This is a genomic window from Sinorhizobium terangae (genome assembly GCF_029714365.1).
In the GTDB taxonomy this organism is placed as follows: Bacteria; Pseudomonadota; Alphaproteobacteria; order Rhizobiales; family Rhizobiaceae; genus Sinorhizobium; species Sinorhizobium terangae.
The window spans coordinates 1612707-1638857 of record NZ_CP121660.1 but is presented as its reverse complement, the minus strand read 5'-3'; the positions used below and the strand labels follow the sequence as shown (position 1 = coordinate 1638857).

Genomic DNA, 26151 nt, shown 5'->3' with positions numbered 1-26151 from the left:
TCGTCCACCGAACGTCAGGATTGGCCGGCCGACGCTTTGATGAAGTCGATGAATGCCCTAAGCGGCGTGGGCACCAGGCGTCGTCCGGGATAGTAGAGGAATGGACCCGAGAAGCGCTCCCACCATGGCTCAAGAACGGGCTCGAGGACGCCGCTGTCAAAATACGGACGCAGCCAGTCTTCGAACAGGCCGACGATGCCGAGACCGGCGATCGCCGCATCGACGGCGAGGTCGCTTGCTCCGCCGGCTGTCACGACCAGCGGACCAGTCCGATCGATCCGCACCTCCTCGCCGTTGCGCTCGAATTCCCACGGCGGCGTCACGCCGCTTGGAAAGCGGTGGCGCAGACAGGCATGGTCAAGCAGATCGCGCGGATGCTCGGGCCGACCGTGCCGGAGCAGACGCAATAAACGAAATAAACGAAAATAGCGAAGCTCTCAGGGCCGGCTCAACACCGGCTTTGTTGAAATCTCTGGTCTGCAGTTCGTATCCGCTCAAGAGCACGGTCGCGGCCGCCCCGTAGCTGCGGGCGTCCCAGAGGCATTTCGCTAGCGTGTCGGCCGGAGTGTTGCTCCGGCCATCAAGACTCAAGTCGAGGACCGCGTTCGCCATTCGATGGCTCGATGTGTCGATCCCCGAAGTCATGGATGAATGTGGATGATGGTCTTCCCGGTGCGTCGCTCGGTTGAGTTGAAGGCGGCGATGGCGTTATCGAGCCTAGAGACGTTGCCGATGTTCGTCCGTAGGCGTCCGTCCCGTACCCGCTGGACGATTTCGCCCAGTTGGGCACGATCGGATTCGACGACGAAGTCGATCGCCAGACCGTCGGTGGGCCGCGCCTCGACTGGGCCAACGATAGAGACCAGCGTTCCTCCGGCTCGTGTCAGGCCTGCGGACCGTTTCCCGATGTCGCCGCCGATGACATCGAACACCAGATCGACGCGGCCCACGTCTTCGAGGACATCGTTTTCAAGATCCAGGAACTCCTGCACGCCGAACTCGAGTGCCTTCTGACGGTCGGCGGAGCGTCCGGTGCCAATGACGTAGGCACCAAACTCGCGCGCTAGCTGCACTACTATCGAGCCAACTGCGCCGGCGGCACCATGCACAAGGATGCTCTGGCCGGCTTGAAGGCGGCCGTGCTGAAACAGTCCCTGCCATGCGGTCAGGCCCGAGATCGGCAGGCTCGCTCCAACCGTAAAGTCGACCTCGCCCGGCAGCGGTGCGAGGTTGCGCGCCTCGACAGCCACATACTCTGCCAGGGTGCCGTCGCGATACCAGTCCGTGAGGCCGAACACACGCTGCCCCACCGACAGTCCCGTCGTACCATAGCCTAGAGCGGTGACCACCCCGGCCAGCTCATGCCCGGGAATCGATGGTGTTCGCCCGCGACCGACGCGATCGGCCCAGGTGGAGGGCCAGGTCAGTTCGGTCGGGACGAACCCCGACGCATGAACTTCAACGATGACATCGTTTATCGCCGCCTGCGGTTCCGGCCGCTCCACCAGCTTGATGCCGGCCGTTCCCGCGGCTTGATCACTTGCTACGATCGCTTTCATGGGATTAATCTCCTCAGACATTCGTTGGGTCAAAGTAAATTACAGGCGCGGAAAGCCTTCGATCCCGCACGAATATGGCGATCGGTTCGCTACCGCGACGATCTTGATCTCGACTTGATGTGCGATGTCGATGAGATCGACGCTCGCGTTCCGTAGAGTCGCCGCACCGCGAATCCAGGATTTCTGTGACAGTCAACCGCGCGATGGTGACGGGCGCTTCATCGCCAGAAGCTCGGATACATCGTGCAGATCATCTGCCGATGAGATGGCAAGGGTCAGCCATTTCCCGTCGATGTATGTTTTGGCTTCATCGTAGAGTTTGACCAGTTGCGGGCGCCAGACATAACGCCGCTGCTCAAACTTTTCTCGTTCTGCTCCGCCCATGACCACGACAGCCGAAAACCGCCGGTATTCCGGCACCAAGGTGGTGAACGCCTTGGTTTTCTTGTAGCGCAAGGACCAGCCGGGGTTCTTGCCACCATAGAGCCAGTCCGGCGCGAAAACTCCAGGATAAGATTCGTCGATCCAATTCCGCAGTTCGGCCCAATACCTGAATGCCTCCGGTCCGAGCCATTCTCGAACGGCGCTGTCGTCGGGCGATGCTGATTTGTCAGTTATCCTGTCGCCGATCTGGCGAAGCGTGCTGGTTGGTAAAATCATCTGCAGGCCTCATATTACGGTCCGGCGGTGACGCCGGTTGCGGGTTGGTTGGCGGCGATACTGATCCAGTTCATCGGGTGGCTCCCTCATCAAGTGATTACGGAACCCAATTTACGGCTGGGGGTGCAAATATCGAGACTGGATCAGCTCAATATGATGCGCGAAAGGATCAAGCTGCGCGCATGAATCTATGTCGCACGATTACTCGCCCTTGTTGGCCAGTCGGCGCCATTCTCCCGGCGTCATCAGTGAACACATGCCGGAATGCGGAAACGGATTGATATCCCACCGTCTCGGCCACCGCTTCAGTGCTTATTGCTGGCTTCTTCTTAAATTCGTTGGCCGCCAGACTCATCCGCAGATCGGTCAAGAGGTCGAGGGCGGAGCGAACTAACGCCGTTGGGCAGGACGAAGGAGGTATCCAACCGCAAAGCCAATTCCGGCAAGCAGCATAAATGTACCGAAAGTCCCGCGATGCACGCTGGTTCGGCGTTCGGCGTAACGCAGGGCCGGCGTATTGACGACTTCAGTACGTGGTCGATCGAGTCCCGAGGCGACTTCTTCATGCCAGCTACCAGCAGCGTCCTGGAATTCGATATTTTCTGTTGAACCTGGAAGCTCATGCTGACCCGCCGCAATTTCCGCTGCGGCAAGGGCATCGGCGTGGCTTGGGAAGGTTTCAGAAAAGACGTCATCGACTTTGTACGCCCACCCGCCGTCGTGCTCTACTATCTCATACTCTAGCTTTGCCATGGCGCTGCTCCCGTTGGATGAAGCAAAAACTTCCGGGCAGTGACCTTGGTTCCGCGCAGCCAGGGGCAAAACGGCATGACAGCTCTCTAAGCTCGCTAGCTTGGCATCTCAACGATTCCCGGCCTTGCCGCAGCCGAAACGGCTCCTATTCTTCATGACGACGGAAGATAAACCAATGGCAGACCATCCGAAGAAAGAAGGCTGCGACCGTTCACGAGTATCCACGCAAGAGCATGAGGTCGCCTATCTGATGAAGACGGCGAAGGTAACGCGACAGAAGGCGCTGTAAGCGATCCGTGACGCGGGCCCTAGCCGCGAGAAGGTGATGGAATTATCTGGCGAAGAAATAGAACGTGCGGTCATTGCGAACAGAGATAGAGCCACGCCGGCGAGTTGGGGCGTTGCTCTCTGCTGACTTTCAGGGAAGTCTGAGCTAGCCTAAGAAGCACGAGGTCCGTCGCCGTCCAGCAGTTCCTCCAGAAGCTTCTCTTTATCCGTCATATCAAACTCGCGGATCATGTAGAGAACCCTCAGCCCCTCCATTACTGCCAAATGGCTCTTAGGGTCCACTCGATGCACTTTGCACCAGTCATGAACGACCTACTCCACAAGGACGGCTTCGGTCTCTTTCGTTGGCGAAATTTTTCTTGCTGAGCGCTTGGACATTGCGGTCCTCCTGTCCCTCGCGAACCCCCAACCATCGCAATGGGCCTCGGATCGCTAAACAGCGACAGCCTCCAAACGCTGTGCCCCTTGCGTGGTTCCCCGCTCAAAGGTGCATAGGACGTTTGCGGAGGGCATCGGACCTAAGTCCCACTTTTTAACCCATTATGGCTATGGCAATATTGCTGGCGGTTACACGAGGGAACATGCCTCGCGAGGGACCAGGCCACCAGTGACGTCACCCTTAGACCGGGCGAAGTCCCAGCGGCCGATGTCCCAAGCAAAGCGATGCTGTAACCCGGGCTCGGCGGGCTTCCGGTCGCCGGGCCTTTTGTTTGTGACGCAGTGGGTAGGTAGAGTAGAAATGCCTGCTGCTCCCCTTCAACGGGCAAAAGTGTCATGGCGTCAACCGACAACGGCCGTTGAAGGGTGCGCGCCTGCTGCCAATCCGCTGTTAGCCACGGTTCAATCTCCTCCGGCGTTGTCAGAATGTACAACGCAGCATCGTCCGAAGATCGTCGCGGACGGTCTCCATCGTGTTCTTGCGTTCATGCCGCCGTCAGACAGGGATCAAGGCGAGGGGCCGCATAGGCCCACCTCGTTTTCAGTCCCCACACGACTGGCGGCCGTCGCAACTCACCGACAGAGCCCGGTCCAACCCGCCAATTCGTTGTCCCAACTCCTATTTACTCTTGCCACCCGACTTCTTTTCGAGGCTCTTCTTCAGAGCCGACATCAGGTCGATCACGTTGCCGGTGTAGGCAGGCTCTTCATCCTTGCCTTTCGGCTTGGCGCCCTTCTTGGCTGACTTGCGCTTGCTCTCGATTATCTCCTTGAGTTTTTCCTGTACCGGATCCTGGACCATGTCCGGGTTCCAGGGTTTGCTCCGTTCGTCGATCAGCGATGTAACGAGGCTCATCAGCTTGGGATCATTGTCGCCGTCGCTGATGTCGTCAAAATAGTTTTCCGGCTTCCTCACCTCGTCGCCATAACGGAGAGTCCACACGACGATACCTTTGCCGCATGGCTCCAACATTACAGCTCGCTCGCGCCGACCAATGACAAGTCTGGATATGCCCACGACCTTCTCGGCTTCCATCGCGTCGCGGATGACGCTGAACGCCTCGTGGCCGACCTCATCCGACGGCGACAGGTAGTGGGGCTTTTCCAGCCAGACCCATTCGATCGTGTTGCGCGGCACGAACTTTTCGATGTCGATGGTCCGGGCGCTTTCGAGCGCGACACTCTCCAGTTCCTCGTCCTCGATCACCAGGAACTCGTTTTCGCCGCGTTCGTACCCCTTCGCCTCGTCTTCTTCATCGACTACCTTGCCGGTCTCGGCGTCGACGTATCTGGAGACGACGCGATTGTTCGTTTTCCGGTTCAGGGTGTGAAAGCGAACCTTCTCCGACTCACTGGTCGCCGGCATCATCGAAACAGGGCAGGTGACGAGCGAGAGCTTGAGATAGCCTTTCCAATATGGACGTGGGGGTGCCATCGTTCACCTCACTTAGCTTGCCCGGCGACGTTGAGCGGGTGCGCTCTTCGCGGCGGTCTTTGTCTTCGCCTTCGCTGCGGCCGCCCGCGTTGCTTTTGCTCTCCCTTTTGCCGCGGCCTTGCCGGCGCGTCTCTTCGGTTCGGCCGCAGCCTTGACACCGGCGCTCTGGCGCAGGGCTTCCAGCAATTCATTTGGTTTCGAAACTTTCGGAGGAGCGCGTTTCGGCAGGGTCTTGCCTTCCATCTTGGCCTTGACCAGTTCGGCAAGCGCGGCCTCATACCGGTCGTCGAACTCGTCGGCCGAGAAGGTGCCCTTCTTCGTGCCGATGATGTGCTTGGCGAGGTCGAGCATCTCGCCCTTGATCTTGATTTCCGGGATTTCCTTGAACGCCTCTTTGGCGCTTCGGACTTCATAGTCGAAGTTCAGTGTCGTGGCGATCAAACCTTTCTCGTGCGTGCGGAGCAGCACGGTCCGCATCCGCCGGAAGAGAACTGTCTGGGCGATGGCAGCGACCTTCTTCTTGTGCATGCCGTCGCGCAGCAGCGCGAATGCCTCCGCGCCCATCTTGTCCGGCGTCAGGTAATAGGGCCGGTCGAAATAGACTTTGTCGATGTCCTCGCAGGAAATGAACGCCTCGACATGCAAGGTTTTGTCGCTCTCCGGTACCGCCGCGGCGACTTCCTCCGGCTCGAGCACCACGTACCTGTCGTTGTCGAGCTCGTAGCCTTTGACCTGATCTTCCTTCTGCACCGGCTTGCCGGTCGCACTGTCGACGAATTCGCGCCGCACCCGGTTGCCCGTTTCTCGGTTCACCGTGTGGAAGGAGATCCGCTCGGATGTCGACGTGGCGGTGTAGAGCGCCACCGGCGCGGTCACTTCGCCAAACCGGATATAGCCCTTCCATTGGGCTCGCCCCGCGACTGCCATGGTTTGCTCCTCAGGTAACCCGACGGAGTCAACCGAATCACGTTCTCCTTTGTTCCGAAATCGCTGATAAATTCAACAATTACATCACCAGAGCAGCCATTAGGCGGCCCCGCCAGTGACAGGATTAACTTCCGGCTTTTCGCTATTGTCCTTGGCACCGGGGGGCTGGACGGTCGGCGGCGCAATCGACTCCTCGTCAGCGCGCTTCTTTCGATCCGCAGGCTGATGGACATCAGCAGGCCTCGCCTGTTCCGGTTTTGCGTTGGTGTCTTTGGTGGTCATGGTTCTACTCCATCCGATTTGAGAAGAAGAACGGGGCGGATAGAGTTGAGTTCCTCGTCCACCACTCTGCCAATGGCAAGAATCACTAAAAAGGCCGGGCTAACCCGACCTTCCCGCAGCCATTGCCAGTACCCCCGTGGTCAATGGTGAGTGGGTGTTGTTTAGCCGCGGTTCGTGACGACGGCGTGACAGTGAGGCTGCGTCAATGTCGCCATTGCGTCAGGGCAGACCTATCTCAGTTTCAGCAGCAATGCCCGCAGGCCTGGCTGACTGGCCGCCCTCGCAGCCTCATCGACAGGAAACCACTTGGTCTTGCGAATCGTCTTTTCGGGAAAGGAGTTGGCCACTGCTCGCATTTTCATCATATGGACGGTCACTCGATGTCGCCTGGTGCTGCTGTCCTTGAAATAATGGTAGCTGCCAAACGGTTGGGCGTCAGCAGAGCCGATAACGCCTGCCTCCTCGAAAGCCTCTCGCTCAGCCGTCGATTTCGAAGTCTCGTGCTCTTCGATGTGGCCTTTTGGCAATCCCCATCGGCCGTGCCGGAGGCTCGCCACGAGCAGGACTTCCGACGTGGCCTCGTTGCTGCGACGGATGCAGATTGCGCCGGCCTGCTCGACATCCTCTGTCTCATGTAACTCGTTAGACTCGACCTCCGGAGCTTCCTGTGACATGGCATCTCTCTCGGGTTTCAACTTCGATTCCGGTCCACTAACGCGAATGAGACATCGGGATGCGCGGCTGCTGAACCATTTGGCAAAAAGATGTTCCATGGATTTGACCGCCCGAACGGAGCCAGGAAAGCCAACCGCCTCGCTTGCACAGTTGCGGTTCAACACTCGCCAGTGTCAAGCGACTTCCGGTATAACCTTTCCCGGAGTGGATCTATGTTGCGGTCAGCATCATCGTTCGGCCACCAGCTTTGCCATTCATCGGCCAATGCCTCCTCAGCCTGGCGGCCTTCGAGCCGGGCCACCAGCCTGTTGAGCAGCTCTTCCGGCGCGATGGCGCTATTGGGCGGCAGGTAGGCGGCGATGTCTCTCTGACAATCTTCAATCAGCCTTTTCATCTTGTCTGCGTGAGCCATAGGGGACCTCCTTGGAAGTCAAACATCTTGACCATAGCAAGGGTTCCCGATCTCCGCGGTCGGAACGGCTCCTAAGACAGAGGGGAATGGCAGACTCTCGAACGAAGAAAGCCACGACCGCTCACGTGTCCACCTAGGAGCACGAGGCCTACATCATGACGGCGGCACAAGTGGCGTGACTATACCAGCAATTCGGGCTGGTACGTCTGACCCGTCTCGGACGCGGCGTGCCGTGGGTGAAGGCGTGAAATCTTGTCCGAGAGCCGGATGCGGGAGATCTGCACGTCCGGTTCGATGAGCGGGGTGTGGAAACGGGAGTCACGGTCGAGCCACTAAGGCACCGCCAGACGAAAGGGGCGGAAACAGATCTGCTCAACCTACAGCCACCCGTGCCACACCTCGACTCACGTTCTCGATGGCGATCACGGCCTGATCGGCGAATGTTCGCAGGAGCTCAATCTGCCGTTCTGGAAAATATCCGACCTCACGTCGACTGACGCCGATCGCTCCGATCGCCCGCCCGGTCAGCATCGACGGCACGCCGATCGAGCTGCGATACGACACGATTTTCGCCAGCGGCAGCAACTGGTATTCAGGATCGGCAAATACGTCAGGAATCTGCTCTATGGCACCGCTGAGAACGGCTCGCCCCGTTACGTAGCCCCTGTAGGGTTTCCGCGGGAAACTGGCGTGGGCCGCTTCAATGCCTTCGCGCGATATGCCGTGATAGGCGACGGAATGCAGGAGCTCGCCGTCGAACCGAAACACAAAGCAAAATTCTGCCGCGCATAGCCTCGCTGCGCTTTTCGCTATCGCATCGAAGACGGGCTGCGCGGAGCTGGTCGAGATCGGAATGACCCGCAGTATTTCGCTCGTCGCCGTCTGCTGTTCGAGGGTCTCGTCAAGCTCTCGCTTCAGCAGTTCGACCTGTTGTCTGAGACTGGCGCTTGATTCATCCGCCTCGTGCCCCTCCACCCAGAATCCCCCTGCGATCAGCTTGCGTCGAGTGCTACCGTCCACCACCGGGTGGGCCCCACGTCCAATCCGATGGCCGGAACGGCTAGAATACTCCATCTGATCAGTTGTGACGAGGTGACCTCACAGCCATGTGCGTCTGAGCCTGGAAGATGGAATTGCGACCCAATCATCCCGTTGGGGCGGGCGAACGAACGCCCGTAGAGTGTCGATCTTTCCCATTCCCATCGTCGCAGAAGCACCAGGAGCGGACGCTTCGCGCTACCCCTCCCTTCGTCCAGCTGCACCGCACGTTCAAATGCCGCTTCGGGTCGAGAATTCGCCTTCATCAGCGTCGTGGATGGGTGTGGAATCCAGAAATTCGCAGCATAAGTGCCAAATGGCTGCTCTGCGCCGACAAAAGAACCGGTTGAATGGTTTTGCCTGGCATGACGGCTGCGGTTCGACTTGATGCAAGGCGGTGGGGATTAAGCTGTTGGACAAAGCTAGCTATTTGTCTCGCCGAGCCGCTAGAAGGCGCGTGAGACTCTCTAGCCTATTATATCGACTGCATAGTAGGAAACGGCCGATATTAGCGCGGCCGCTGGTAGCGTGATTACCCAGGCGACGACGATATTTCCGGCGAGGCCCCCACCGCACGGCCGAGACGCGGGCCGAGCCGACGCCGATGATGGCGCCGGTGATCGTATGGGTTGTCGAGACCGGAATGCCGAGCCAGGTGGCGGCAAAAAGCGTAATGGCGCCGCCGGTCTGCGCACAGAAGCCCTGCATCGGGTTGAGCTTGGTGATCTTCGATCCCATCGTGTGGACGATGCTCCATCCCCCGAAAAGCGTGCCGAGCGCAATTGCCGCCTGGCAGGTGAGGACCACCCAGAAGGGCACGTGGAATTCCGGCCCGAGGTAGCCTTGGGAAAAGAGGAGCACGGCGATGATGCCCATGGTCTTCTGCGCGTCGTTGCCGCCATGGCCGAGCGAATAAAGCGAGGCCGACACGAATTGCAGCCCTCGGAAGGTGTTGTCGACGGAGAATGGCGTCTGGCGCACGAACAGCCAGGAGACGATCAGCACCAGCAAAACAGCCAGCACGAAGCCGATCCCCCGTGACATGACAATGGCGCCGGCAGTCTTCAGGAGGCCGGACCAGACGATGGAACTGAAGCCGGCCTTGGCAAGGCCTGCGCCGACGAGGCCACCGACGAGCGCGTGCGAAGAGCTCGACGGGATGCCGAAGACCCAGGTCAGGATGTTCCAGACGATCGCACCAATCAGCGCCGCAAAGATGACCTGCGGCGTGACGATGCCGGGATTGATGATGCCCTTCCCAAGCGTCTCGGCCACATGCAGACCGAAGAAGAGGAAGGCGATGAAGTTGAAGAAGGCCGCCCACATGACGGCATATTGCGGCCGCAGCACCCGCGTCGAGACGATCGTCGCGATCGAATTGGCTGCATCGTGCAATCCGTTCAGGAAATCGAAAAACAGGGCAACCCCGATGAGACCCACAAGCAGCGGGAAGGCGAGGGTGGCGTCCATCAGACGTTCTCGATCACGATGCCGCTGATTTCGTTGGCAACATCCTCGAAGCGGTCGACGACCTTTTCGAGTTCGCCATAGATTTCGCTGCCGATGATATAGGCCATGGGATTGGTGCTGCCATGCCGCTTGAACAGGTCCTTCAGGCCCTGCTCTGCAGTTCGTCGGAGCGGCCTTCGACACGGGTCACCTCCTCGGCGATCGTGCTCAGGCGGTGCGCGTTGACGCCGATCCGGTTGAGGAGCGGAATGGCCTCGGCGACGAGATGCGCGTCCTCGACGACCGCGACGCCCATTGCCTGCATGCCGGGATCGAAGCTTTTCTGCTCATAGAGCCGGATGGTCTTCACCGTCTTGTGCATCATGTCGATCGCATCGTCCATCGACTGGATGAGATCCTTGATGTCGCCGCGGTCGAAGGGCGTGATGAAGCTGCGGCGCACCGCCAGCAGGACCTCTCGGGTGATCGCGTCGGCCTCGTCCTCAAGTTGGACGATGCGATCGCAATGGCGTTCGATGTCCGGTCCGCCAGCGAGCAGCGCGTTCAGCGCCTCCGCGGCCGCCATGACCGTGCGCGAATGCTGTTCGAACAGATCGAAGAACCGGTCTTCACGAGGGAGGAGCTTGCGAAACAGGCCGAGCATCGGCGATCCATGCGGTTGTCGATTGTCACAAATCCGTCATATTGGACCTGTGCGAGCTGGGAACGTTCCAAGGCCCCGGAAATGGCCGTTTCCCACAGGGATCCGTGCAGGCGCAGCACGCTAGACTTCGCGCGACTCAGGCTCTGATCAGGTCAAGATATCCCGGTCTGTCTTAGGCTCACACAATAAAATGCGCCCGCCAATCGGCGGGCGCTGAAGTAATGGCAATACTCCTCGCCCCCAAACGGGTGGTTCAGGAGCGATGCGCAATAAACTTTTCAAGTGGCAGAAAGGTTCCCTGGCTCCGCTTGATACATCAGCTTTCATTTTTTGCGTCCCGTCGACCGGGCAGAGAGATTGGCATAGATTGTCCGTCAACTGCTTTCCCAAGAATTTGACGAGCCCTGTTTCAGGCCGATTGAGCTGCGCCATGAAGAAGAATGAACGACACCTGACGCGACTTGCGAGCTTCGCAGGGTCAATGATGAAGAACGGCGCTGCCGAGCAGATTGGAGCGCTTTGCCATCGCCTGGGCGACAAGGGTTCCGTAGAAGTCCTCGTGATAACGACCCGTGACTCGCGTCGCTGGACCGTCCCGAAAGGCTGGCCCATCAAGGGGCTGAAATCTCACCAGGTTGCTGAGCGTGAGGCCTGGGAAGAGGCCGGTGTGGTCGGCAAGGCTAAGAAGCGTCCGTTGGGATATTACACGTACCTGAAGACGCTCGATAACGGCGAGAAGATACCCACCGTCGTGGAGGTTCACGCCTTGAAAGTAGACAAGGTCGACAGCACATTCCCGGAAGTCGACCAGCGGAAAGTCGAATGGTTGTCGCCGACCGAAGCTGCATTGCGCGTTCAAGAGCCTGAGTTGAAAGGGCTTCTGTCGAGTATGCTGAAAATGGGGTAAGTTCCCCCGCTTTTGGCATTGCACACTCTCAAGTAGGTCTCTCTCGGAAGATGACGTCATCAGAAAAGATCTCGCCGAGGCGAACGAGTTCACGAGCACAGCGCGAACACAGGGTACAGAATAGCGTACGTCGGTCCACATAGTGTGAACCTCTTCTAATAGGGACTCCGCGACCACATCCCGGTAGCGCGAAAGATCGGTGAATGTAACTGTCGGTCGAGACACATGTGCAGGAGGCGAACAACTTTAGAGCTAACGAACACGAAAGAAAGAATGCGCTCTGGGTGAAGAGCGGAAGCCGGACGACGGGAGCTGAACGGGCGCGGTGCGCCATGCGCCACCATACCGTCATGCGCCGTCGATGCATCATTGACGCATGCTCTCAAATCATGGAACGTCATCTCCCATGCCGCCGTGTAGAGAGTGAACCAAGTCATCCGGTCGATCTTGACTTGTCCGGCCTTCGAGAGATTGCGGATACGATCGAGATTGTTGGTGCCGAGCACCGGGAGAATCTGCGCCGGGTGCGCCAGCAGCCACGCCAGAGCGACTGCTGCACGATCTACGCCATACGTGTGAGCAACGCGATCAAGAGCAGATGCTAAGCCTTCATCAGCGTCGTTTATCAATCGACCTCCCGCCAAAGGAGACCACGCCATCAGCGGAATTTGGCGCTGTTGGAAAAAGGCTACGTCACCGTTTGTGAACGCGTCACGAGCGAGCAAGCTTAATTCGATTTCATTTACAGACAATCGCGTCGCCATCGCCGACTGCAGCAATTCATAATCCCAGGTCCGGAAATTCGAGACTCCAACAGCTCGTACCTTTCCTTCCTTGACCATTGCATCCAGCACCGCACCGGTCTCGAAGTGGTTTATGAACGGGTCGGGTCTGTGGATGAGAAGCAGGTCAATGTAGTCGGTATTCATGAGGCGAAGCGAGCGCTCCACCGAGGTCCGAATGCAGCGAACGGCCTCCACCGCGGCAGAGTGCCTCGTGGTCAGAGTATCCGCAACGGGGCGATCACCGAAAATTCAGGAACGGTATCGGTGAATGCCGGCTCAGGGGTCGATCTTCCCGGTTCCCATCCGTCGCGGTTTTGGTCGAAAGCAGTCGGGGGTCCGGTGCATGGGCGGCTGCTCGTGGCGCGCGTCGAAGCGGCGGAGTTACTGCCGTCGGCCCGAGCGTGACCTCGATGCCTCGCCAGCGGATATCAGTGCTTCGGCCGCGCGCCGAAGCAGCGGCGTGGCCTCGCCCGGCTCGAAAATTTGTGAGCTGACGAAGGCGCCGTTTATCAGAACCGCGAGCTGGCCCGCTAGTTCATCAGGGGCAGCCACGTCGAGATGCTCCGCGATCACTTTCAGCCGCCGCCGCATCTCGCGCTTATGGGCCTCGGCAATCTTGCGCGCGGGATGGTCAGGTTCAGGAAACTCGGCGGCTACGTTGATCTGTGGGCAGCCTCGATAGTGCGGCCTTCCGACACGTTCGCCAATCCAACCCATATGGGCGTCCAACTGCGCCTTGGCGTTGTTTTGGTGTTGCGCTGTCACGCTACCCCACTGGCCCCAGAAGTCCTGATCTTCGCGCTCCAGGAACGCGGCAACGAGATCGTCCTTCGTGCCGAAATGACGGTAGAGGCTCGTCTTCGCGACGCCGGCTTTCTCGACCACCAGGTCGACACCTACCGCCCGAACGCCTTGCTTGTAGAAGAGCTCTGACGCGGTTTCGAGGATCCTGTTGCGGACGTTGGCGCCGTGGCCGACAGGAATGGATGCAATTCTCGACATGCTCGGCCTCCACTTTGTCCAGCAGATATAGCACGGAAGGTCTTGACGCGCTACAGACCTGTATGTACTTCTCTGCAACAGACAGGTCTGTAGCATGGAGGAATTAATGACAGAGAATGTGATGATAACCGCTGGGACGGTAGCGGTATTTGGAGCAACAGGGCATACCGGCCGCTTCGTGGTCGCGGAATTGTTGCGCCGTGGGCTTCGGCCGATCGCAATCGCCCGCAGTGCCGAGGCGTTCGCAGCGGCAAACTTTCGCGAGCCGGAGGTGCTCTGCCGCCCAGCGACCGTCGACGATGAGGGGTCGCTAATGCGGGTATTGGCCGGCGCAGAGGCCGTGATCAATTGCGCAGGGCCATTCCTCGATACCGCCGATGCGTTGGCCGCTGCAGCGGTAAAGTCAGGGATCCACTATATTGATGTCAGCGCCGAGCAACCGAGCGTCGGAACGACCCTTGAGAATTTCGATGAATCTGCCCGCCAAGCCGGAGTTGCGGTCATCCCCGGTATGGGGTTCTACGGCGGGTTCGCCGACCTGCTGGTCACCGCCACGTTGAGAGGCTGGACGTCTGCGGACACGATCGACATCTTCATCGGACTCGACAGCTGGCACCCGACGCGCGGCACCCGCGTTACCGGTGAACGGAACAAGGCAACGCGCATGGTTGTCTCCGAGGGCCGCCTCAGTCCCTTGGCTCTCCCGCCTGCGCAGAAGCACTGGGAGTTCGGGTCCGGGCTGGGCAGTCAGATCGTCAGCGAAATGCCATTCTCCGAGATCGTTCTGATCTCTCGGCACGTGAAGACAACAGAGCTCCACACCTATTTGAGCGCGGTCGCTCTCAGCGACATTCGCGACAAGGCGACGCCCGCTCCGAACGCGGCGGACCCGACCGGGCGCTCAGCGCAACAGTTCGTCGTCGAAGTCGTTGCGAGGCGCGAAGGAGCCAGTCGACGGACTGTTGCCCGAGGACAGGACATTTACGCCTTCACCGCACCGCTCGTCTGCGAGGTCGTCGAGCGTCTTCTCGGCCGGCAGTTCAGCCATGCAGGAGCACACGCGCCCGGCGAAATCCTCAACGCCGAGGAGGTGCTAACCGCGCTCCAGCCCGATCACTTGGCGTTCGAAATTGCCGCGAGGTGACCACGCAATCCAACAAAGAGGAGTGAAATGAAGGTGCGCGCTTCACTCTCGACGTCCGGGAAAAGGTTGCAACTACCGTTGGATCGCGAGCTCGGCATCAGTAAAACGCTGTTGGGTAGAGCACCAGAAATCCAAGTAGATGAGGTCGACGTGAGTTTCCGTATAGGAAGAGCGAACCGAGATCATTTTGCGGCATTACGCACGATAGAACTAGCTTCATTCGAGACCCTGCGCGGGGCGGGCGCCGTGACTGGTGAAGCGGCGGCCAGCAGTGACGGCGAACTGCAGCAATATCTCGATGCCGGCTTCCTATTCGCTGCATTCGACGAGCAGGCCATCCCCGTCGGCTACGGCGGAGGGTATATAGCGGACGGTTGCCTGCACATTGGCGAAGTGGACGTGCATCCAAGCTGGCAGAGAAGGGGCATAGGAAGGCAGATCATGAAAGCCCTGCTAGACGAAGGCCGTGCAAGAAAGCTCCAAGGTGCAACTCTAACGACGGATCGCCTCGCCCCCTTTAACGCGCCGTTCTACACGTCACTGGGATTCCACATTGTGGAGGGAGATGCATGTCCGGAGCGCCTGAGCGCCAACCTTGCGGCGGAAAAAGCTAAAGGTCTCGACCCACTTCGTCGCGTTGCGATGATGCCCGTCTTTTGATGGCTTTCCTGGGAAGGATTCGACCGTTCTTCTCTTGGGGTCCAGCAGGCGATTTTTGATTTGCACTGAATCGACTTTCAAGTGACCGCTTTCTGGCCCGAACGGCGCTTGGAGTTCCTTCACACCAACGATCTCATCGACATTTCCGCTCCGAGCAGGAGCAAGCAGATAAGGAACAGGCGTCGAAAGGCAGCCGGGCTGATCCGCCCACGCAGCGCCTGGCCAGCCCACATGCCTGCCAGCGCAGGACCAAGAGCCAGTACCGAGAGCGCCAGTCCCTGGAGTTCGAATGCGCCGTGTGCGCCAAGCGCCGCGGCGAGTGCAACGGTCGACACAGTAAACGATAACCCGAGCGCCTGCACCAGATCGTCCCGCGGAAGGCTGAGCGCCTGCAAGTAGGGCACGGCCGGTATGACGAGTATCCCTGTGCCGCCCGTCACGACGCCGGTCACCGCGCCGATCAGCGGCGAAAGCCATGGCTCCCAGTGCCAGGGCACGCGAATCTGGGACCCCAGCAAGGAATAGCCGGCGTAAGTGACGAGCGCGGCGCCGAGGGCGGTGGTGGTCGCCTCGGTCTCGCCGCTGGTCAGCCATGTCACACCCAGCATCGTGCCGGTGCAGATCGCCAGCATCATCGGCCAGAATCGGCGGACGAGCGGACCGAAGGCGGGACCGGCCAGAAGCTGCCAGACATTGGTGACGAAGGACGGGACGATCAGCAAGCCGGCCGCCGAGAGCGGCGAGATCAGCGCGCCAAGCACTCCCATCGCCACCGTCGGCAACCCCATGCCGGTCACGCCCTTGACGACGCCGGCGGCGAAGAAGGTTGCGGCGGCCGCGAGCAGGACGGGCATGGACAGATCGGTCATGCCCCGTCATACCGTCTGACGCGCCGCAGACAATGCGGAAGTGCCGCAGTCAGCCTTCGGCTAGACCGAAGCCTTGCGCCCGATTATTCTGCCGCCATGCGTTTCGATGTGACCGACCTGCGCCTGTTTCTCACCGTGGCCGAGGCCGGCAGCATCACTCATGGCGCGGTCGAGGCCGGATTGTCGCTACCTGCCGCCAGCGAACGCCTGCGCGAGATGGAAACCTTGGCCGGCGTGAAGCTGCTGGACCGCGGCCGGCGCGGCGTGACACTGACCGAAGCCGGCGAGGCGCTGCTGCACCATGCGCGGCTGATCCTCTCCCAGATGGCTCGCATGCGCGCTGAGATCGGGCAGTTAGCGAAAGACCTGCGCGGCACTGTCCGCCTCCTGGCCAATACAGCGGCGTTGGCCGAGTTCCTGCCCGCGCGGCTCGCGCCCTGGCTGGCCACCCATCCGCAAGCCGATATTGTGGTCAAGGAACGCCAAAGCGCCGACATCGCCCGCAGTATCGCGCTCGGCTTCGCCGAAATTGGCGTGCTCTCGGATCTGGTGGAAACAACCGGACTGACGCTGCGCCCCTTCGTGACGGACCGACTCGTCGTGGTGGCGGGACGCGACCACGCCCTTGCGGCCATGCGACACGTCCGCCTTGCCGATCTTCGCGGTCAGCATTTCATAGCGCTGCGCGAAGGCGCCTTGCAGGATCACCTTGACGCGCAGGCGGCGCGCATCGGTCTGCGGATCAGGCCGCGCATTCGGCTGCGCGGGTTCGACGATATTTGCCGGATGGCGAGCGCCGGGGTCGGGGTCGGCATCGTGCCCGAGACGGCCGTACGCCGCTGCCGGAAATCGATGCCGATCTCCGTCAAACGCCTGGCGGAGGATTGGGCGGTGCGTCGCTTGTCGCTCTGCATCCGCAGCGACACGGAACTGACGCCGCTCGCGCAGAGCCTGCTCGAGCATCTTGAAGGCAAGGGGTAGGCTTCGGCCTTCACACTGGATCCAACACAGCCATCCGCTGTTCATTTGTCGCCCGGATGTTGCGATTTCCGTGACACCATGGCTCCCGCCGCCAGACCGAGCGCCAGTGCGGCGTAGGTCAGTCCGATCGATCTCTTCGAGAGAACGGTCTCCCAACCGGGTGTCAGCCGCTTCGGAACCAGGTGGTAGTCGACCACGTAAGCAACAGCGGCGGTCAGCGCCGCCTTCCGTATTATTGCGGTCGGTTCCCTGTAGCGGTCGGCCGCCAGCCATGCTTCGAAGGGCAGAGCCCAGAAGATCGCCGACAGATGATGAGTGCAGTAGCCGAGCAACGTGTGCTTAGCGTCCGCGGCCCCGACGTGGCCGGCATTCTCACTATAAAGCCAATGGCTCGTGGCATTGGTTGGCTGGAAAATGCTCCGTCCCTCCAATCCAGCGAGCAGCGCCAATGCCGCCGTCGTCGTCAGGCTCGCGATCGTTCCGCTGGTGACGGCCGACTTGAACGGGCTGCTCCGGCTTTGCAGAGACCGACGTTCAAGGCCCGCCGCACCGATCCGCTGGTCGGAGGACAAGGTGCTATCTGAAACAGGATCGCGCGTTATGGCCGACATTCGACAGCCTCCCGGTTTGTACATCCCAATCGCTGCAACGTCGCCATGTTCCGCGCGAGCTTCAGTCAGCTTCCGAGGGCGTTCTGAAACGAAGTGCGAGCGCTTGTGCTATATGAGCGCATCACATTGCCCTCATTGAGGAACGCCTGCCAGCGGCGGAAAGGCCCGTCGCGGGCGGCGAGCGCCATATAGCTCTTCAGCGCGAGATCGCCGCCAAATTGGAAGGGAATGGCAGCGGCACTGCGACGGCGCGTCAGTAGCTCCGGACGTTTGAGGAAGCGCTGGCGTGGCACATCGGCTCATTCGAGAAAAAATGAATGAAAGCCGCGAAATTAATGAACGGGCGCAAATGTCCGGTAAATGTGCGGGTCGCGGTCAATAGCTACTTCCGGCTCGGGATCCAGCCATTCTGAGTAAATGCTGCCGAAGTCCGCAACGGGTCGACTTTGGCCCTCAGCGGGGCCAAAGAGCGGCGCTTCAATGAGAAGCGCCGCGATTCAGCACTACAACTCAACTTGTTCAGAGATGGCTAGGGCGTCATCGACCTCGATCCCGAGGTCCTGCACGGTGCTCTCCAGTTTTGTGTGGCCTAGCAAGAGCTGGACGGCGCGCAGGTTGCCGGTCTTCTTGTAAATGTGCGCCGCCTTGGTTCTCCTCATCGAGTGCGTGCCGTAGCGCTTGGGGTCAAGTCCGATGCTCGACACCCACCGCTCGACGATCCTGCCATATTGCCGCGTCGAGAGATGCGGCAATGCGTGGACGCGGCTGGGAAACAAGTAATCCCGTTCACCGAGTCTGCGACTTCCAATCCATGCAGCGACAGCCTCCCGCGTTTGGTCGGTCAGTTCGAATTGCACGGGTCGGCTGGTCTTCCTCTGGATAATGATCGCCCGGTCGCGAACCCTTCCGGAAATTGCCACATCAGCAACTGAGATCGCGACGAGATCACAAGCTCGCAATTTGCTGTCGATAGCGAGATTGAAAAGCGCTAGGTCACGCACCGCGCCCAGCATCTGGAGGCGAGTTCGAATGGCCTAGACCTCCTCCGGCTTCAATGGAGGCTTCTGACCGACGATGCGGCCGGAGTTCCAACTGGACATAGCTTTCCTCCCGAAAGCCACCCTCCACAGCCGCAGCGCTTAACCTCAAGCGGGCCGATGATAATCTTCCTCGAAGTGATACTGCGGCCCTAAGCGGACACTTGGGCACTACAGCGCCGCGCGTCTTACCAGACGCAAAGTAGACGTTCGTGAGAGCCTCCTGTCGCTGCTGCTCATTCTCACATTCATCCGGAGTGCGGGTTTTCGCCTCGTCTACGACCGCAGTTTGCCTGCCAGGAACGAGACGAAGCGTCGGACCTTTACCGCGATATGGCGATTGGCCGGATAGACCGCTTGCAGCTGTATCGTGCTGATATGCCAATCGGGGAGAAGACGTATCAACCGGCCCTGCCTGAGGTCTTCGCCAACGATAAAGTCGGGCAGGAGGACGATACCGACTCCCAGCAAGGCGGCGTCGCGCAGGCCAAGGCTGTGATTAAGTTCCAGCCGAGGCACGATTGGAATGCGAAACTCCTCACCGTTCCTGCTGAACGGCCAGATCCGCGCCCATCTTAGTTCGGCGAAGTGGAGACAGGAATGGTGTGCGAGGTCGTGCGGCGTCTCCGGTGCACCATGTTCGGCAATATAGGCGGGCGAAGCGCAAATCACGATTGACGATGTCGCCAGTTGCCGGGTGATAAGATTGATATCGACCTCGAGGCGGCCTCGAATTGCAAGGTCGAAGCCATCCTCGACCAGGTTCACGGCCCGATGCGACAGGTCCAGTTCCAGGGACACAGCCGGGTTGAGCTTGAGGAACTCCGAAACCGCCGGCACGATCACCAGATGCCCGAGGTCGGGCGGCGCGGATACCCGCAACCGCCCGACGGCTTCCTTCTGGAACGAGGTTGCCGCCCGTTCCGCCTCCCTTATCTGCGGCAGGATACCCGAAAGGGCTTCCCGGTAGGCCGCGCCCGCCTCGGTAAGGGCGATCTTGCGCGTCGATCTCTGGAAGAGGCGGATGCCGAGGCGATCCTCGAGCTGCCTGACCTGGGCTCCCACCGTCGCACGCGACATGCCGAGTTCGTCCGCCGCCTTAGTGAAGCTGAGATGCGTCGAAACAGTTAGAAAGGCGGCAATCCCGTCAAGCGGATCCAGCGTTTTCATGAGAGCGATTATCCGTTCAATAATGTCAATTCATCGCTCTTATCATGAGACGGAGCACAAAGTAATCGATGGGTGTCCTCAAGCAGAAGGAGACCCGACATGAAGACATTCACCTATGCGGCGGTATCGCCGCCGGGCCATGGAACGCCGGCAGCGGCGTTCGGCAAACACGTCATACGCATGATGGCCTCCAACACAGGCGGCGCGCTGGGCATGCTCGAGGCCATCGTGCCGCCCGGGGAAGGTCCGCCGCTTCATGTGCACGAGCGCGAGGACGAGTTCTTCCGCGTCCTGTCCGGTTGCTTTGGCTTCTGGTGTGCCGGCGACTATGTCGAGCTGGCAGAGGGGGGCTGCATCGCGCTGCCGCGCGGCGTGCCGCATCGGTTCAGGAACATCGGAGAGACGGAAGGCTGCCTCATGGTCGTCGTGACGCCGGGCGGGTTCGAGAACTTCTTTCCGATCATCGAGCTCTGCAAGCCCGAAACGCCCGAGCAGATCGCCTCCGTCGCAATGGATTTCGGCCTCACCTTCCTGCCCGACGACGATCGCAAGGTCGCCTGATCCGGCGACACATCGCCCGCCGAAATACAGCACCGACAACAACAACGGTCCATCGAAAGGAGACCGAAGGATGACACACGCGCCTTCAAACGAAATCGGAATGACCCTGACAGCCAGCCAATTGGACACGTATCTCGCAAGGATCCGGGTCGACCGGCCGATTTCTCTCGACCTTCACGGCCTGTCGAAACTTCACCGCGCTCACCTCATGACCTTCACCTGGGAGGCGCTGGATGCCTTCATGGGATGGCCGTCCTCGATCACCCCGGCATCCGCCTTCGCCAAGATGGTGGAGGGGAGGCGCGGCGGCTGGTGCTACGAGATGAACGGTCTCTTCGGCGCAGTGCTTGATGCGCTCGGTTTCCGGGTGACCCGTCTTTGCGGTGGCGTTGACCGCGAAAAACTGGGCGACATCGCCATCGGCAATCACCTGACCCTGCGTGTCGATCTCGACCGCCCCTATCTCGCCGAGGTCGGCGTCGCCGACGCCATCGTCGAACCCGTGCCGCTTGCTGTCGGACCGATCAGCCAGCGCGGTTTCGATTTTTCGATTATGCCGACGGAGGACGGCTGGCTGCGCTTCAACAATCATGTGCATGGCATCGCACACAGCTTCGATTTCCGGGCCGATCACAGCGATGAGGCGGCCATGGCCGGCACGCATTCCTGGTTGATCCGGGACCCCGCGTCGCCATTCACAAACACGCTGGCAGTCCTGCGTCATACCGCGGACGGCTATGTCGCCCTGCAGAACGATTGCTTGCGCACCGTGAAGCCCAACAGTGTTAGCGAACACCGCATCACAAGCGCGGACCATCTCGCGGACACGTTTGAGACCATTTTTGACCTCGAGATTCCCCGGCCCGAACGCGTCTGGGACAAGGTCCAGGCGATTGGCCGCGACAAGGCCGCCTGAACAGGCGACACCCTTTCAACACTCTGGAACTCGAGGAAACATCGATGCTTCGCATAGCCGCATTCTGTATCGGTTTCGCACTGAGCACGGTTCTCATGGTTGCCGCAGGTTCGATGAGCAGGCCCCCGCCGGTCGCTCTCCGTCGAACTTGGCCATCGGGGTAGCTCAGGGTCAATATACCCTGATAGGTCGGTTTGATTGCCGAACGACTGAGGATCGGCGCACAGCGGTTTTCCACAGTTCGATCTACGAAAGTCGTCTTTGGGTCGATCTTTCACGTTCGTCAGAGGGCGCTCCAGAGGGTGGTTTTCTGCCTTGCCTTCGCTTGCGACGAACGCGACGGAAGTGCCAAAAGCGCGCGGTCACTTATCTTGGGAGTCCGGCCGTACACATCGCCTGAATTAGGCGATCAACATCGGCCTCGTGTCGAAATGCGAACAGACGCCTGACGCGGCGCGCGCTCGGCCTGCCGGCAAAGTGCTGCGGATATGTCCGGATGAACTCCGCCATATGCCGCCGTGCGTCTTCCAGCCTGCCGACAATAACGCAGGCCGCGGCTAACATCGCTCGCGTCTCCGGGGTTGCATCCGGCATTCGTTCCCAAATGGCAACAGCCTCCGGATATTCCCCGGCGCAAAGATGACAACCGGCCAGAAAACACTGATACCAGCTGGGAAAATGCGGATTGAGCCGTATGGCGGCCTGCGCTAAATCGATGACCGCTGCTCCCTCGCCGGACCATGCCAGGACCAGAGCCGATTTTGCCAGCGTGTCCGCGTCGTTAGGATTGATGGCCACGGCCCGCTCCAGGTGCGCCTTGGCCTGGTCAAATTCCCTGCGTCCAAGATGCACCCAGCCCAGAACGACGTGCGGCAAGGGATCCGTGTCGTCGAGGGAGACAGCCTTCTTCGCATGGTCCTCGGCCTTCTGAAGCGACGCCTTCGGATCGACATCCCAAGCCGAATAGAATCCGCCACGATCATAGGTAACGGCTAGCCCTGCGTGGGCGCGGGAGTAATCCGGATCGGTCTCCAGGGCTTTCTCAAACAGTTGGCGTGCTTCGAGATTGCCCCCATGCGTGTAAAGATCGAGGCTGCGTTTGCCGCGCAGCCAGAAGTCGTAAGCACGCATGCTGTCCGGGGGCTTGCGGCGGGCTTTCGCCCAATCCTCCTCCTCCACGCGCACAGCTAGGGCGGCGACGATCCTTTTCGTCACCTCATCTTGAACCGAGAACAGTTCTGTCAATTTGCTATCGTAGCGCTCGCCCCAGACGTGAGTGCCTGTGACGGTATCGATCAGCTGCGCCGAGATGCGAATTCGATCCCCGCTTCGTCGAACGCTCCCTTCAACCACGTACCGCGCATTCAGTTCCCTTCCGATCCGCAGGACATCGGCGGCTTTGTCCCGGTAATGAAAAGAGGAGTGGCGCGCGATCACGAGCAACTGCTGGAAGCGGGCCAGTTCCGTAATGATGTCCTCGGTGATGCCGTCGCTGAAATAGACTTGGGCAGGATCTGCGCTCATATTTTCGAAAGGCAGGACGGCAATCGACGGCTTGTTGCTCGAAGGTCGCGGGGACGGCAGCTTCGCCTGCGCGGTTGTGCTCAGTCGCGCCTGAAACACCCGGATCGGCCGGATGATATTCTTGAGCTCTCGAAATCCGAGATCGTCGAATCCGAACCGCAATTTGCCGTCTACGCATTCATGAACATTCCCCGATATGCAAATGCCGCCGGGCTCGGCGAGGGCCTCAAGGCGCGCGGCGACGTTGACGCCGTCGCCAAAAAGATCTTCGCGATCGATCATGACGTCGCCGAGATTGATCCGATCCGGTACTGCATCCTCTGGCCTTCCGGAAGGTCGAACGACATCGATGCGAGTTTATGCTGGACCTCAAACGCAGCCCGCACCGCCTCGACAGGGCTGACGAACTCAGCAATTAGGCTGTCGCCCGCACCGCCGAAGACCCTGCCGCCGTGGTTCTCAATCAGACGTTCGATGACGGCCCGGCAAACGCGCAGTGCACTATAGGTACGCTCCTCGTCGAGCTCCATTAGCCGGCTGTAACCGACAACGTCGGCCGCGAGTATAGTCGCCAGCCTGCGCTCCACGTCTTAACCTCCAATGTCACTCGCGACGCTCAGCCCGAGCAGTCCAACTGTATACGAATTGAAAGTCCGACTGTAGCTCGACGCAACATCCGCCATTATGCCGATTACTTTGGGCTCAAACGTAAACTGAGATCAGGGTGAATTGCGTAGGGCCTTTCGTGCAGCGGCCGCCTCGCGTCCAACACCGGACATCGCTGGCGCTGCCGGGAAGCTTCCGCATTGGGTCGATCTTTCGCGTTCCAGAGGGTCGCATACGAGGCTATCTTTGGCTGTCTGCAGTGCGGCCGAAGATTCGAGGGAAACTCAGGCCCCGTCAAGTTGCACGTTGGACAGTTGCAGCCACGGCGGGTTGTCGGCGTACATCTCGCGAATGAGCTGCTTGATCTCTTCGATCCTTCCTTTTGCATCGTCGCGCCTAAAACTCATGATGATCGGCGAGGTGGCCTTCTCATCTTTTATGACGCGGTAACAGACGTCGTCGGGTCTTTGCCGCTGAGAGGCTGTGGGAATGATGCACAAGCTCATACCGGCCGCCACGATGCCCAGCGCCGTCTGGATTTCACGGACCTCTTCCACGCTGCCAGGAGAAATGCCTTGCTCGCTCAACATGCTGAGGACCTCGTCGGCAAAGCTCGGCCGCGGCGCCGACGGATAGACGACCAGCGGTTCCCCCTCCAGTTCGGCAAGGCCGATCGGTTCGGTGGAGAGCGATTTTGGATGCCCCTTTGGAAAGGCGACCACCAGTCGTTCCTCCCGAAGCGTCAGCCTCTCGACTTCCCTGTCGTTGAGGCGGACCCTGCCGAAGCCGACATCGATCCGCCTCTCCTTGAGAGCGGTGACCTGCTCGGTCGACATCATTTCCCGGATCTCGATGTCGAGATCCGGCCAGCGCTCGCGCATGCGGCGGACGAGGTCCGGTATACCGCCATAGAGCGTCGAGCCGACGCAGCCAATGACGTAGCGCTCCCGACGAGATAAGCCGATCTTGCGCGTCTGCTCGCGCATATTTTCGATGCGAGCAATGATCTGTCCGGCCTGCTCGTAGAAGAAGCGGCCAGCCTCCGTCAAATCGAGCGGTCGGTTCGAGCGGTCGATAAGCAGAACGCCGAGTTCGTCTTCCAGTTGCTGTATCTGCCGGCTGAGGGGCGGCTGGGCAATATGCAGGATCTCTGCAGCACGCGAGAAGTTCCGCTCGCGCGCGACGGCGAGAAAATAACGCAGCTGCCTCAGTTCCATGAGCATACCTTTTAGGTATCAAATTCAACTTTTATAGTTTTGGACTGGTTTTAAAGTGGACGCTAATTTCCTCGTAATCAAGGGAGGAAAGCCTCGTGTCTACGGCAATCCGCATCAGCGCGATCGAAACAATTATACTCGATCTGCCCACCATCCGGCCGCATCGGCTGTCGATGGTCACCATGAACCGGCAGAGCATGACCATCGTCCGCGTCCACTGCTCCGACGGCTTCGAAGGGCTCGGAGAGGGGACGACGATCGGCGGGCTCGCCTACGGGGCTGAAAGCCCGGAAGGCATGAAATTGACGATCGACGAGTATATCGCGCCGCTGCTGATCGGCCGTGACGCGACGCGCATCCAGGCAGCCATGGACGTAGTCGTCAAAGCGGTAAAGGGAAATCACTTCGCCAAATGCGCGGTCGAGGCGGCCCTGCTCGATTGTCATGCGCGCCGCCTCGGTCTGCCGATGTCGGAACTGCTCGGTGGCCGGCGCCGCGACAGCCTGCCGATCGCTTGGACGCTCGCCTCCGGCGACACGGCCAAGGACATCGACGAGGCGCAAGCCATGCTCAGCCGGCAGCGCCACAAGGACTTCAAGCTGAAGATCGGCGTGAAATCGATCGAAGAGGATGTCCGCCATGTGGGCGCGATCCGCAAGGCACTACCGGACCTGGCTTCCATCCGGGTCGACGTGAACATGGCGTGGCGGGAGCGGGAAGCGCGCAATGCCATCCAAGCTCTGGCTGACGCCGGCTGCGTGCTGGTCGAACAACCGGTGCCGGGGATCACAGCGCTCGCCCGGCTGCGGCGGGCTTCCCCAATCGCCATCATGGCCGACGAAGTTCTGATTGGACCGGAAAGCGCGCTTGAGGCCGCGACTGCGCGGGCTGCCGACGTGTTCTCGATCAAGATCGAGCAGGCGGGAGGGTTGTTTGCCGCCGCCCGGGTGATCGCGATCGCGGAAGCCGCGGGCGTCAGCATTTACGGCGGCACCATGCTGGAGGGGCCGATCGGCACGATTGCCGCATCCCAGTTGATGGCGACGGTCAAGGAGCTGGAATGGGGCACCGAGTTCTTCGGTCCGCTGCTTCTGACCGAGGAACTCCTGGAGGAGCCGCTGCGCTTCGAGAACTTCGAGCTGCGATTGCCATCGGGTCCCGGGCTCGGCGTGATGCTTTCCGAGGAAGCCGTCGATCGTTTCCGCAGGGACGGCAAGCAAGCTTCGACCTTGCGTGTGGTGGGGTGAGATCATGCTGTTTCATGTACGGATGGACGTTCGCATTCCCCATGATCTGCCCTCAGACGCAGCGGCAGAGATCATTGCCCGGGAAAAAGCCTACGCGCAGGAACTGCAGCGCAGCGGCAAGTGGCGGCATATCTGGCGGATCGCCGGTCAGTACGCGAACTACAGCGTCTTTGACGTCAGGGACAATGCGGAATTGCACGAGGTTCTCTCGGGACTTCCGCTGTTCAAACTCATGGACATCGAGGTGACGCCGCTTCTGCGGCATCCCTCCGCGATCCGTGAGGACGACAGCTGATGCCATCGTCACCGGTGCTCCCGGGAGGACGGGAACCGG

The 26151-nt window shown here is 60.1% G+C and carries 25 protein-coding genes and 6 pseudogenes; 9 read left to right on the top strand and 22 right to left on the bottom strand.

The window, feature by feature from the left end; genetic code table 11:
* Window positions 1-14: 14 nt before the first annotated feature.
* The 5 genes and pseudogenes from QA637_RS26365 to QA637_RS26345 form a co-directional block, all read right to left on the bottom strand.
* Window positions 15-395, bottom strand: a pseudogene (locus QA637_RS26365) (LysR substrate-binding domain-containing protein); the annotation flags it as partial.
* Between the two features lie 246 nt (window positions 396-641).
* Window positions 642-1559 carry an NADP-dependent oxidoreductase gene (locus QA637_RS26360; RefSeq protein WP_283065699.1) on the bottom strand — a complete coding sequence of 306 codons (918 nt, stop codon included), beginning with the start codon at window positions 1557-1559 and terminating at the stop codon, window positions 642-644.
* A 192-nt stretch (window positions 1560-1751) separates the two neighbouring features.
* Window positions 1752-2219 (bottom strand): DUF3788 domain-containing protein, encoded by a 468-nt coding sequence (locus QA637_RS26355; RefSeq protein ID WP_283065697.1) that lies wholly within the window; start codon window positions 2217-2219, stop codon window positions 1752-1754.
* Window positions 2220-2420: 201 nt separating this feature from the next.
* Window positions 2421-2604: pseudogene (locus tag QA637_RS26350) on the bottom strand (helix-turn-helix domain-containing protein); the annotation flags it as partial.
* Between the two features lie 5 nt (window positions 2605-2609).
* Window positions 2610-2972: a DUF2188 domain-containing protein gene (locus tag QA637_RS26345; protein WP_283065696.1), complete on the bottom strand. Its 363-nt coding sequence runs from the start codon at window positions 2970-2972 to the stop codon at window positions 2610-2612.
* Between the two features lie 175 nt (window positions 2973-3147).
* Here QA637_RS26345 and QA637_RS26340 point away from each other — a divergent pair.
* Window positions 3148-3258: pseudogene (locus QA637_RS26340) on the top strand (DUF3606 domain-containing protein); the annotation flags it as partial.
* A gap of 1059 nt (window positions 3259-4317) precedes the next feature.
* Here the strand turns inward: QA637_RS26340 and ku (QA637_RS26330) are convergent.
* The 8 genes and pseudogenes from ku (QA637_RS26330) to QA637_RS26295 form a co-directional block, all read right to left on the bottom strand.
* Window positions 4318-5133: a non-homologous end joining protein Ku gene (gene ku, locus QA637_RS26330; RefSeq protein ID WP_283065695.1), complete on the bottom strand. Its 816-nt coding sequence runs from the start codon at window positions 5131-5133 to the stop codon at window positions 4318-4320.
* A 12-nt stretch (window positions 5134-5145) separates the two neighbouring features.
* On the bottom strand, window positions 5146-6060 hold the full coding sequence (ku, locus tag QA637_RS26325; protein ID WP_283065694.1) for a non-homologous end joining protein Ku: 915 nt from the start codon (window positions 6058-6060) through the stop codon (window positions 5146-5148).
* 99 nt (window positions 6061-6159) lie between these two features.
* Window positions 6160-6342 (bottom strand): hypothetical protein, encoded by a 183-nt coding sequence (locus tag QA637_RS26320; protein ID WP_283065692.1) that lies wholly within the window; start codon window positions 6340-6342, stop codon window positions 6160-6162.
* Between the two features lie 230 nt (window positions 6343-6572).
* Complete coding sequence (locus QA637_RS26315) at window positions 6573-7016, bottom strand: NUDIX hydrolase (protein ID WP_153437155.1); 444 nt, start codon at window positions 7014-7016, stop codon at window positions 6573-6575.
* A gap of 158 nt (window positions 7017-7174) precedes the next feature.
* Window positions 7175-7429 carry a hypothetical protein gene (locus tag QA637_RS26310; RefSeq protein ID WP_234886764.1) on the bottom strand — a complete coding sequence of 85 codons (255 nt, stop codon included), beginning with the start codon at window positions 7427-7429 and terminating at the stop codon, window positions 7175-7177.
* A gap of 372 nt (window positions 7430-7801) precedes the next feature.
* Complete coding sequence (locus QA637_RS26305) at window positions 7802-8452, bottom strand: GAF domain-containing protein (RefSeq protein ID WP_283065690.1); 651 nt, start codon at window positions 8450-8452, stop codon at window positions 7802-7804.
* A gap of 482 nt (window positions 8453-8934) precedes the next feature.
* A pseudogene (locus tag QA637_RS26300) lies at window positions 8935-9937 on the bottom strand (inorganic phosphate transporter).
* A pseudogene (locus QA637_RS26295) lies at window positions 9937-10580 on the bottom strand (DUF47 domain-containing protein). Before QA637_RS26295 ends, QA637_RS26300 begins: the two co-directional pseudogenes overlap by 1 nt.
* Before the next feature lie 430 nt (window positions 10581-11010).
* Between QA637_RS26295 and QA637_RS26290 the strand changes: the two are divergent.
* The gene (locus tag QA637_RS26290; RefSeq protein ID WP_153437090.1) at window positions 11011-11487 is read left to right on the top strand and encodes an NUDIX hydrolase; all 477 of its coding nucleotides are present in this window, start codon (window positions 11011-11013) and stop codon (window positions 11485-11487) included.
* A gap of 387 nt (window positions 11488-11874) precedes the next feature.
* On the opposite strand, the pseudogene QA637_RS26285 reads toward QA637_RS26290, so the two are convergent.
* Together QA637_RS26285 and QA637_RS26280 are read right to left on the bottom strand one after the other, a co-directional pair.
* Window positions 11875-12449, bottom strand: a pseudogene (locus QA637_RS26285) (aldo/keto reductase); the annotation flags it as partial.
* 204 nt (window positions 12450-12653) lie between these two features.
* Window positions 12654-13274, bottom strand: a complete 621-nt coding sequence (locus tag QA637_RS26280; protein ID WP_283065689.1) for a TetR/AcrR family transcriptional regulator — start codon at window positions 13272-13274, stop codon at window positions 12654-12656.
* Window positions 13275-13380: 106 nt separating this feature from the next.
* Between QA637_RS26280 and QA637_RS26275 the strand changes: the two genes are divergently transcribed.
* On the top strand, window positions 13381-14418 hold the full coding sequence (locus QA637_RS26275) for a saccharopine dehydrogenase NADP-binding domain-containing protein (RefSeq protein WP_283065688.1): 1038 nt from the start codon (window positions 13381-13383) through the stop codon (window positions 14416-14418).
* Window positions 14419-14445: 27 nt separating this feature from the next.
* On the top strand, window positions 14446-15078 hold the full coding sequence (locus tag QA637_RS26270) for a GNAT family N-acetyltransferase (RefSeq protein WP_283065687.1): 633 nt from the start codon (window positions 14446-14448) through the stop codon (window positions 15076-15078).
* Window positions 15079-15197: 119 nt separating this feature from the next.
* Here the strand turns inward: QA637_RS26270 and QA637_RS26265 are convergent, their stop codons facing one another.
* Window positions 15198-15947: a sulfite exporter TauE/SafE family protein gene (locus QA637_RS26265; protein ID WP_283065686.1), complete on the bottom strand. Its 750-nt coding sequence runs from the start codon at window positions 15945-15947 to the stop codon at window positions 15198-15200.
* Between the two features lie 96 nt (window positions 15948-16043).
* Here QA637_RS26265 and QA637_RS26260 point away from each other — a divergent pair, with 96 nt between their 5' ends.
* The gene (locus tag QA637_RS26260; protein ID WP_283065684.1) at window positions 16044-16928 is read left to right on the top strand and encodes a LysR substrate-binding domain-containing protein; all 885 of its coding nucleotides are present in this window, start codon (window positions 16044-16046) and stop codon (window positions 16926-16928) included.
* A gap of 41 nt (window positions 16929-16969) precedes the next feature.
* On the opposite strand, the gene QA637_RS26255 is transcribed toward QA637_RS26260, so the two are convergent.
* From QA637_RS26255 to QA637_RS26245, 3 genes are all read right to left on the bottom strand, one after another.
* The gene (locus QA637_RS26255; RefSeq protein ID WP_283065683.1) at window positions 16970-17539 is read right to left on the bottom strand and encodes a hypothetical protein; all 570 of its coding nucleotides are present in this window, start codon (window positions 17537-17539) and stop codon (window positions 16970-16972) included.
* Window positions 17540-18042: 503 nt separating this feature from the next.
* Window positions 18043-18552, bottom strand: coding sequence for a tyrosine-type recombinase/integrase (locus tag QA637_RS26250; RefSeq protein ID WP_283065681.1), 510 nt, complete (start codon window positions 18550-18552; stop codon window positions 18043-18045).
* Window positions 18553-18852: 300 nt separating this feature from the next.
* Window positions 18853-19746, bottom strand: coding sequence for a LysR family transcriptional regulator (locus QA637_RS26245; protein ID WP_283065679.1), 894 nt, complete (start codon window positions 19744-19746; stop codon window positions 18853-18855).
* A 99-nt stretch (window positions 19747-19845) separates the two neighbouring features.
* Between QA637_RS26245 and QA637_RS26240 the strand changes: the two genes are divergently transcribed.
* Both QA637_RS26240 and QA637_RS26235 read left to right on the top strand, forming a co-directional pair.
* Window positions 19846-20307 carry a cupin domain-containing protein gene (locus QA637_RS26240; protein WP_283065677.1) on the top strand — a complete coding sequence of 154 codons (462 nt, stop codon included), beginning with the start codon at window positions 19846-19848 and terminating at the stop codon, window positions 20305-20307.
* A gap of 70 nt (window positions 20308-20377) precedes the next feature.
* Window positions 20378-21223, top strand: coding sequence for an arylamine N-acetyltransferase family protein (locus tag QA637_RS26235; protein WP_283065675.1), 846 nt, complete (start codon window positions 20378-20380; stop codon window positions 21221-21223).
* A gap of 366 nt (window positions 21224-21589) precedes the next feature.
* Here the strand turns inward: QA637_RS26235 and QA637_RS26230 are convergent, their stop codons facing one another.
* From QA637_RS26230 to QA637_RS26220, 3 genes are all read right to left on the bottom strand, one after another.
* Window positions 21590-23029: an adenylate/guanylate cyclase domain-containing protein gene (locus QA637_RS26230; RefSeq protein WP_283065673.1), complete on the bottom strand. Its 1440-nt coding sequence runs from the start codon at window positions 23027-23029 to the stop codon at window positions 21590-21592.
* Complete coding sequence (locus QA637_RS26225) at window positions 23026-23334, bottom strand: nucleotidyl cyclase domain-containing protein (RefSeq protein ID WP_283065671.1); 309 nt, start codon at window positions 23332-23334, stop codon at window positions 23026-23028. The genes QA637_RS26230 and QA637_RS26225 overlap by 4 nt, the downstream gene beginning before the upstream one ends.
* A 303-nt stretch (window positions 23335-23637) precedes the next feature.
* Window positions 23638-24570, bottom strand: coding sequence for a LysR family transcriptional regulator (locus tag QA637_RS26220; protein ID WP_283065669.1), 933 nt, complete (start codon window positions 24568-24570; stop codon window positions 23638-23640).
* Window positions 24571-24665: 95 nt separating this feature from the next.
* Between QA637_RS26220 and QA637_RS26215 the strand changes: the two genes are divergently transcribed.
* Window positions 24666-25817, top strand: coding sequence for a muconate/chloromuconate family cycloisomerase (locus tag QA637_RS26215; protein ID WP_283065666.1), 1152 nt, complete (start codon window positions 24666-24668; stop codon window positions 25815-25817).
* Between the two features lie 4 nt (window positions 25818-25821).
* The gene (gene catC / locus QA637_RS26210) at window positions 25822-26112 is read left to right on the top strand and encodes a muconolactone Delta-isomerase (protein ID WP_283065664.1); all 291 of its coding nucleotides are present in this window, start codon (window positions 25822-25824) and stop codon (window positions 26110-26112) included.
* Window positions 26113-26151 lie beyond the last annotated feature (39 nt).

Bases quoted from the DNA above. Each gene is read 5' to 3' on its own strand.
- QA637_RS26360 (WP_283065699.1), bottom strand. From the start codon at position 1,559: ATGAAAGCGATCGTAGCAAGTGATCAAGCCGCGGGAACGGCCGGCATC.
- QA637_RS26355 (WP_283065697.1), bottom strand. From the start codon at position 2,219: ATGATTTTACCAACCAGCACGCTTCGCCAGATCGGCGACAGGATAACT.
- QA637_RS26345 (WP_283065696.1), bottom strand. From the start codon at position 2,972: ATGGCAAAGCTAGAGTATGAGATAGTAGAGCACGACGGCGGGTGGGCG.
- ku (WP_283065695.1), bottom strand. From the start codon at position 5,133: ATGGCACCCCCACGTCCATATTGGAAAGGCTATCTCAAGCTCTCGCTC.
- ku (WP_283065694.1), bottom strand. From the start codon at position 6,060: ATGGCAGTCGCGGGGCGAGCCCAATGGAAGGGCTATATCCGGTTTGGC.
- QA637_RS26320 (WP_283065692.1), bottom strand. From the start codon at position 6,342: ATGACCACCAAAGACACCAACGCAAAACCGGAACAGGCGAGGCCTGCT.
- QA637_RS26315 (WP_153437155.1), bottom strand. From the start codon at position 7,016: ATGTCACAGGAAGCTCCGGAGGTCGAGTCTAACGAGTTACATGAGACA.
- QA637_RS26310 (WP_234886764.1), bottom strand. From the start codon at position 7,429: ATGGCTCACGCAGACAAGATGAAAAGGCTGATTGAAGATTGTCAGAGA.
- QA637_RS26290 (WP_153437090.1), top strand. From the start codon at position 11,011: ATGAAGAAGAATGAACGACACCTGACGCGACTTGCGAGCTTCGCAGGG.
- QA637_RS26280 (WP_283065689.1), bottom strand. From the start codon at position 13,274: ATGTCGAGAATTGCATCCATTCCTGTCGGCCACGGCGCCAACGTCCGC.
- QA637_RS26275 (WP_283065688.1), top strand. From the start codon at position 13,381: ATGACAGAGAATGTGATGATAACCGCTGGGACGGTAGCGGTATTTGGA.
- QA637_RS26270 (WP_283065687.1), top strand. From the start codon at position 14,446: ATGAAGGTGCGCGCTTCACTCTCGACGTCCGGGAAAAGGTTGCAACTA.
- QA637_RS26265 (WP_283065686.1), bottom strand. From the start codon at position 15,947: ATGACCGATCTGTCCATGCCCGTCCTGCTCGCGGCCGCCGCAACCTTC.
- QA637_RS26260 (WP_283065684.1), top strand. From the start codon at position 16,044: ATGCGTTTCGATGTGACCGACCTGCGCCTGTTTCTCACCGTGGCCGAG.
- QA637_RS26255 (WP_283065683.1), bottom strand. From the start codon at position 17,539: ATGTCGGCCATAACGCGCGATCCTGTTTCAGATAGCACCTTGTCCTCC.
- QA637_RS26250 (WP_283065681.1), bottom strand. From the start codon at position 18,552: ATGCTGGGCGCGGTGCGTGACCTAGCGCTTTTCAATCTCGCTATCGAC.
- QA637_RS26245 (WP_283065679.1), bottom strand. From the start codon at position 19,746: ATGAAAACGCTGGATCCGCTTGACGGGATTGCCGCCTTTCTAACTGTT.
- QA637_RS26240 (WP_283065677.1), top strand. From the start codon at position 19,846: ATGAAGACATTCACCTATGCGGCGGTATCGCCGCCGGGCCATGGAACG.
- QA637_RS26235 (WP_283065675.1), top strand. From the start codon at position 20,378: ATGACACACGCGCCTTCAAACGAAATCGGAATGACCCTGACAGCCAGC.
- QA637_RS26230 (WP_283065673.1), bottom strand. From the start codon at position 23,029: ATGATCGATCGCGAAGATCTTTTTGGCGACGGCGTCAACGTCGCCGCG.
- QA637_RS26220 (WP_283065669.1), bottom strand. From the start codon at position 24,570: ATGGAACTGAGGCAGCTGCGTTATTTTCTCGCCGTCGCGCGCGAGCGG.
- catC (WP_283065664.1), top strand. From the start codon at position 25,822: ATGCTGTTTCATGTACGGATGGACGTTCGCATTCCCCATGATCTGCCC.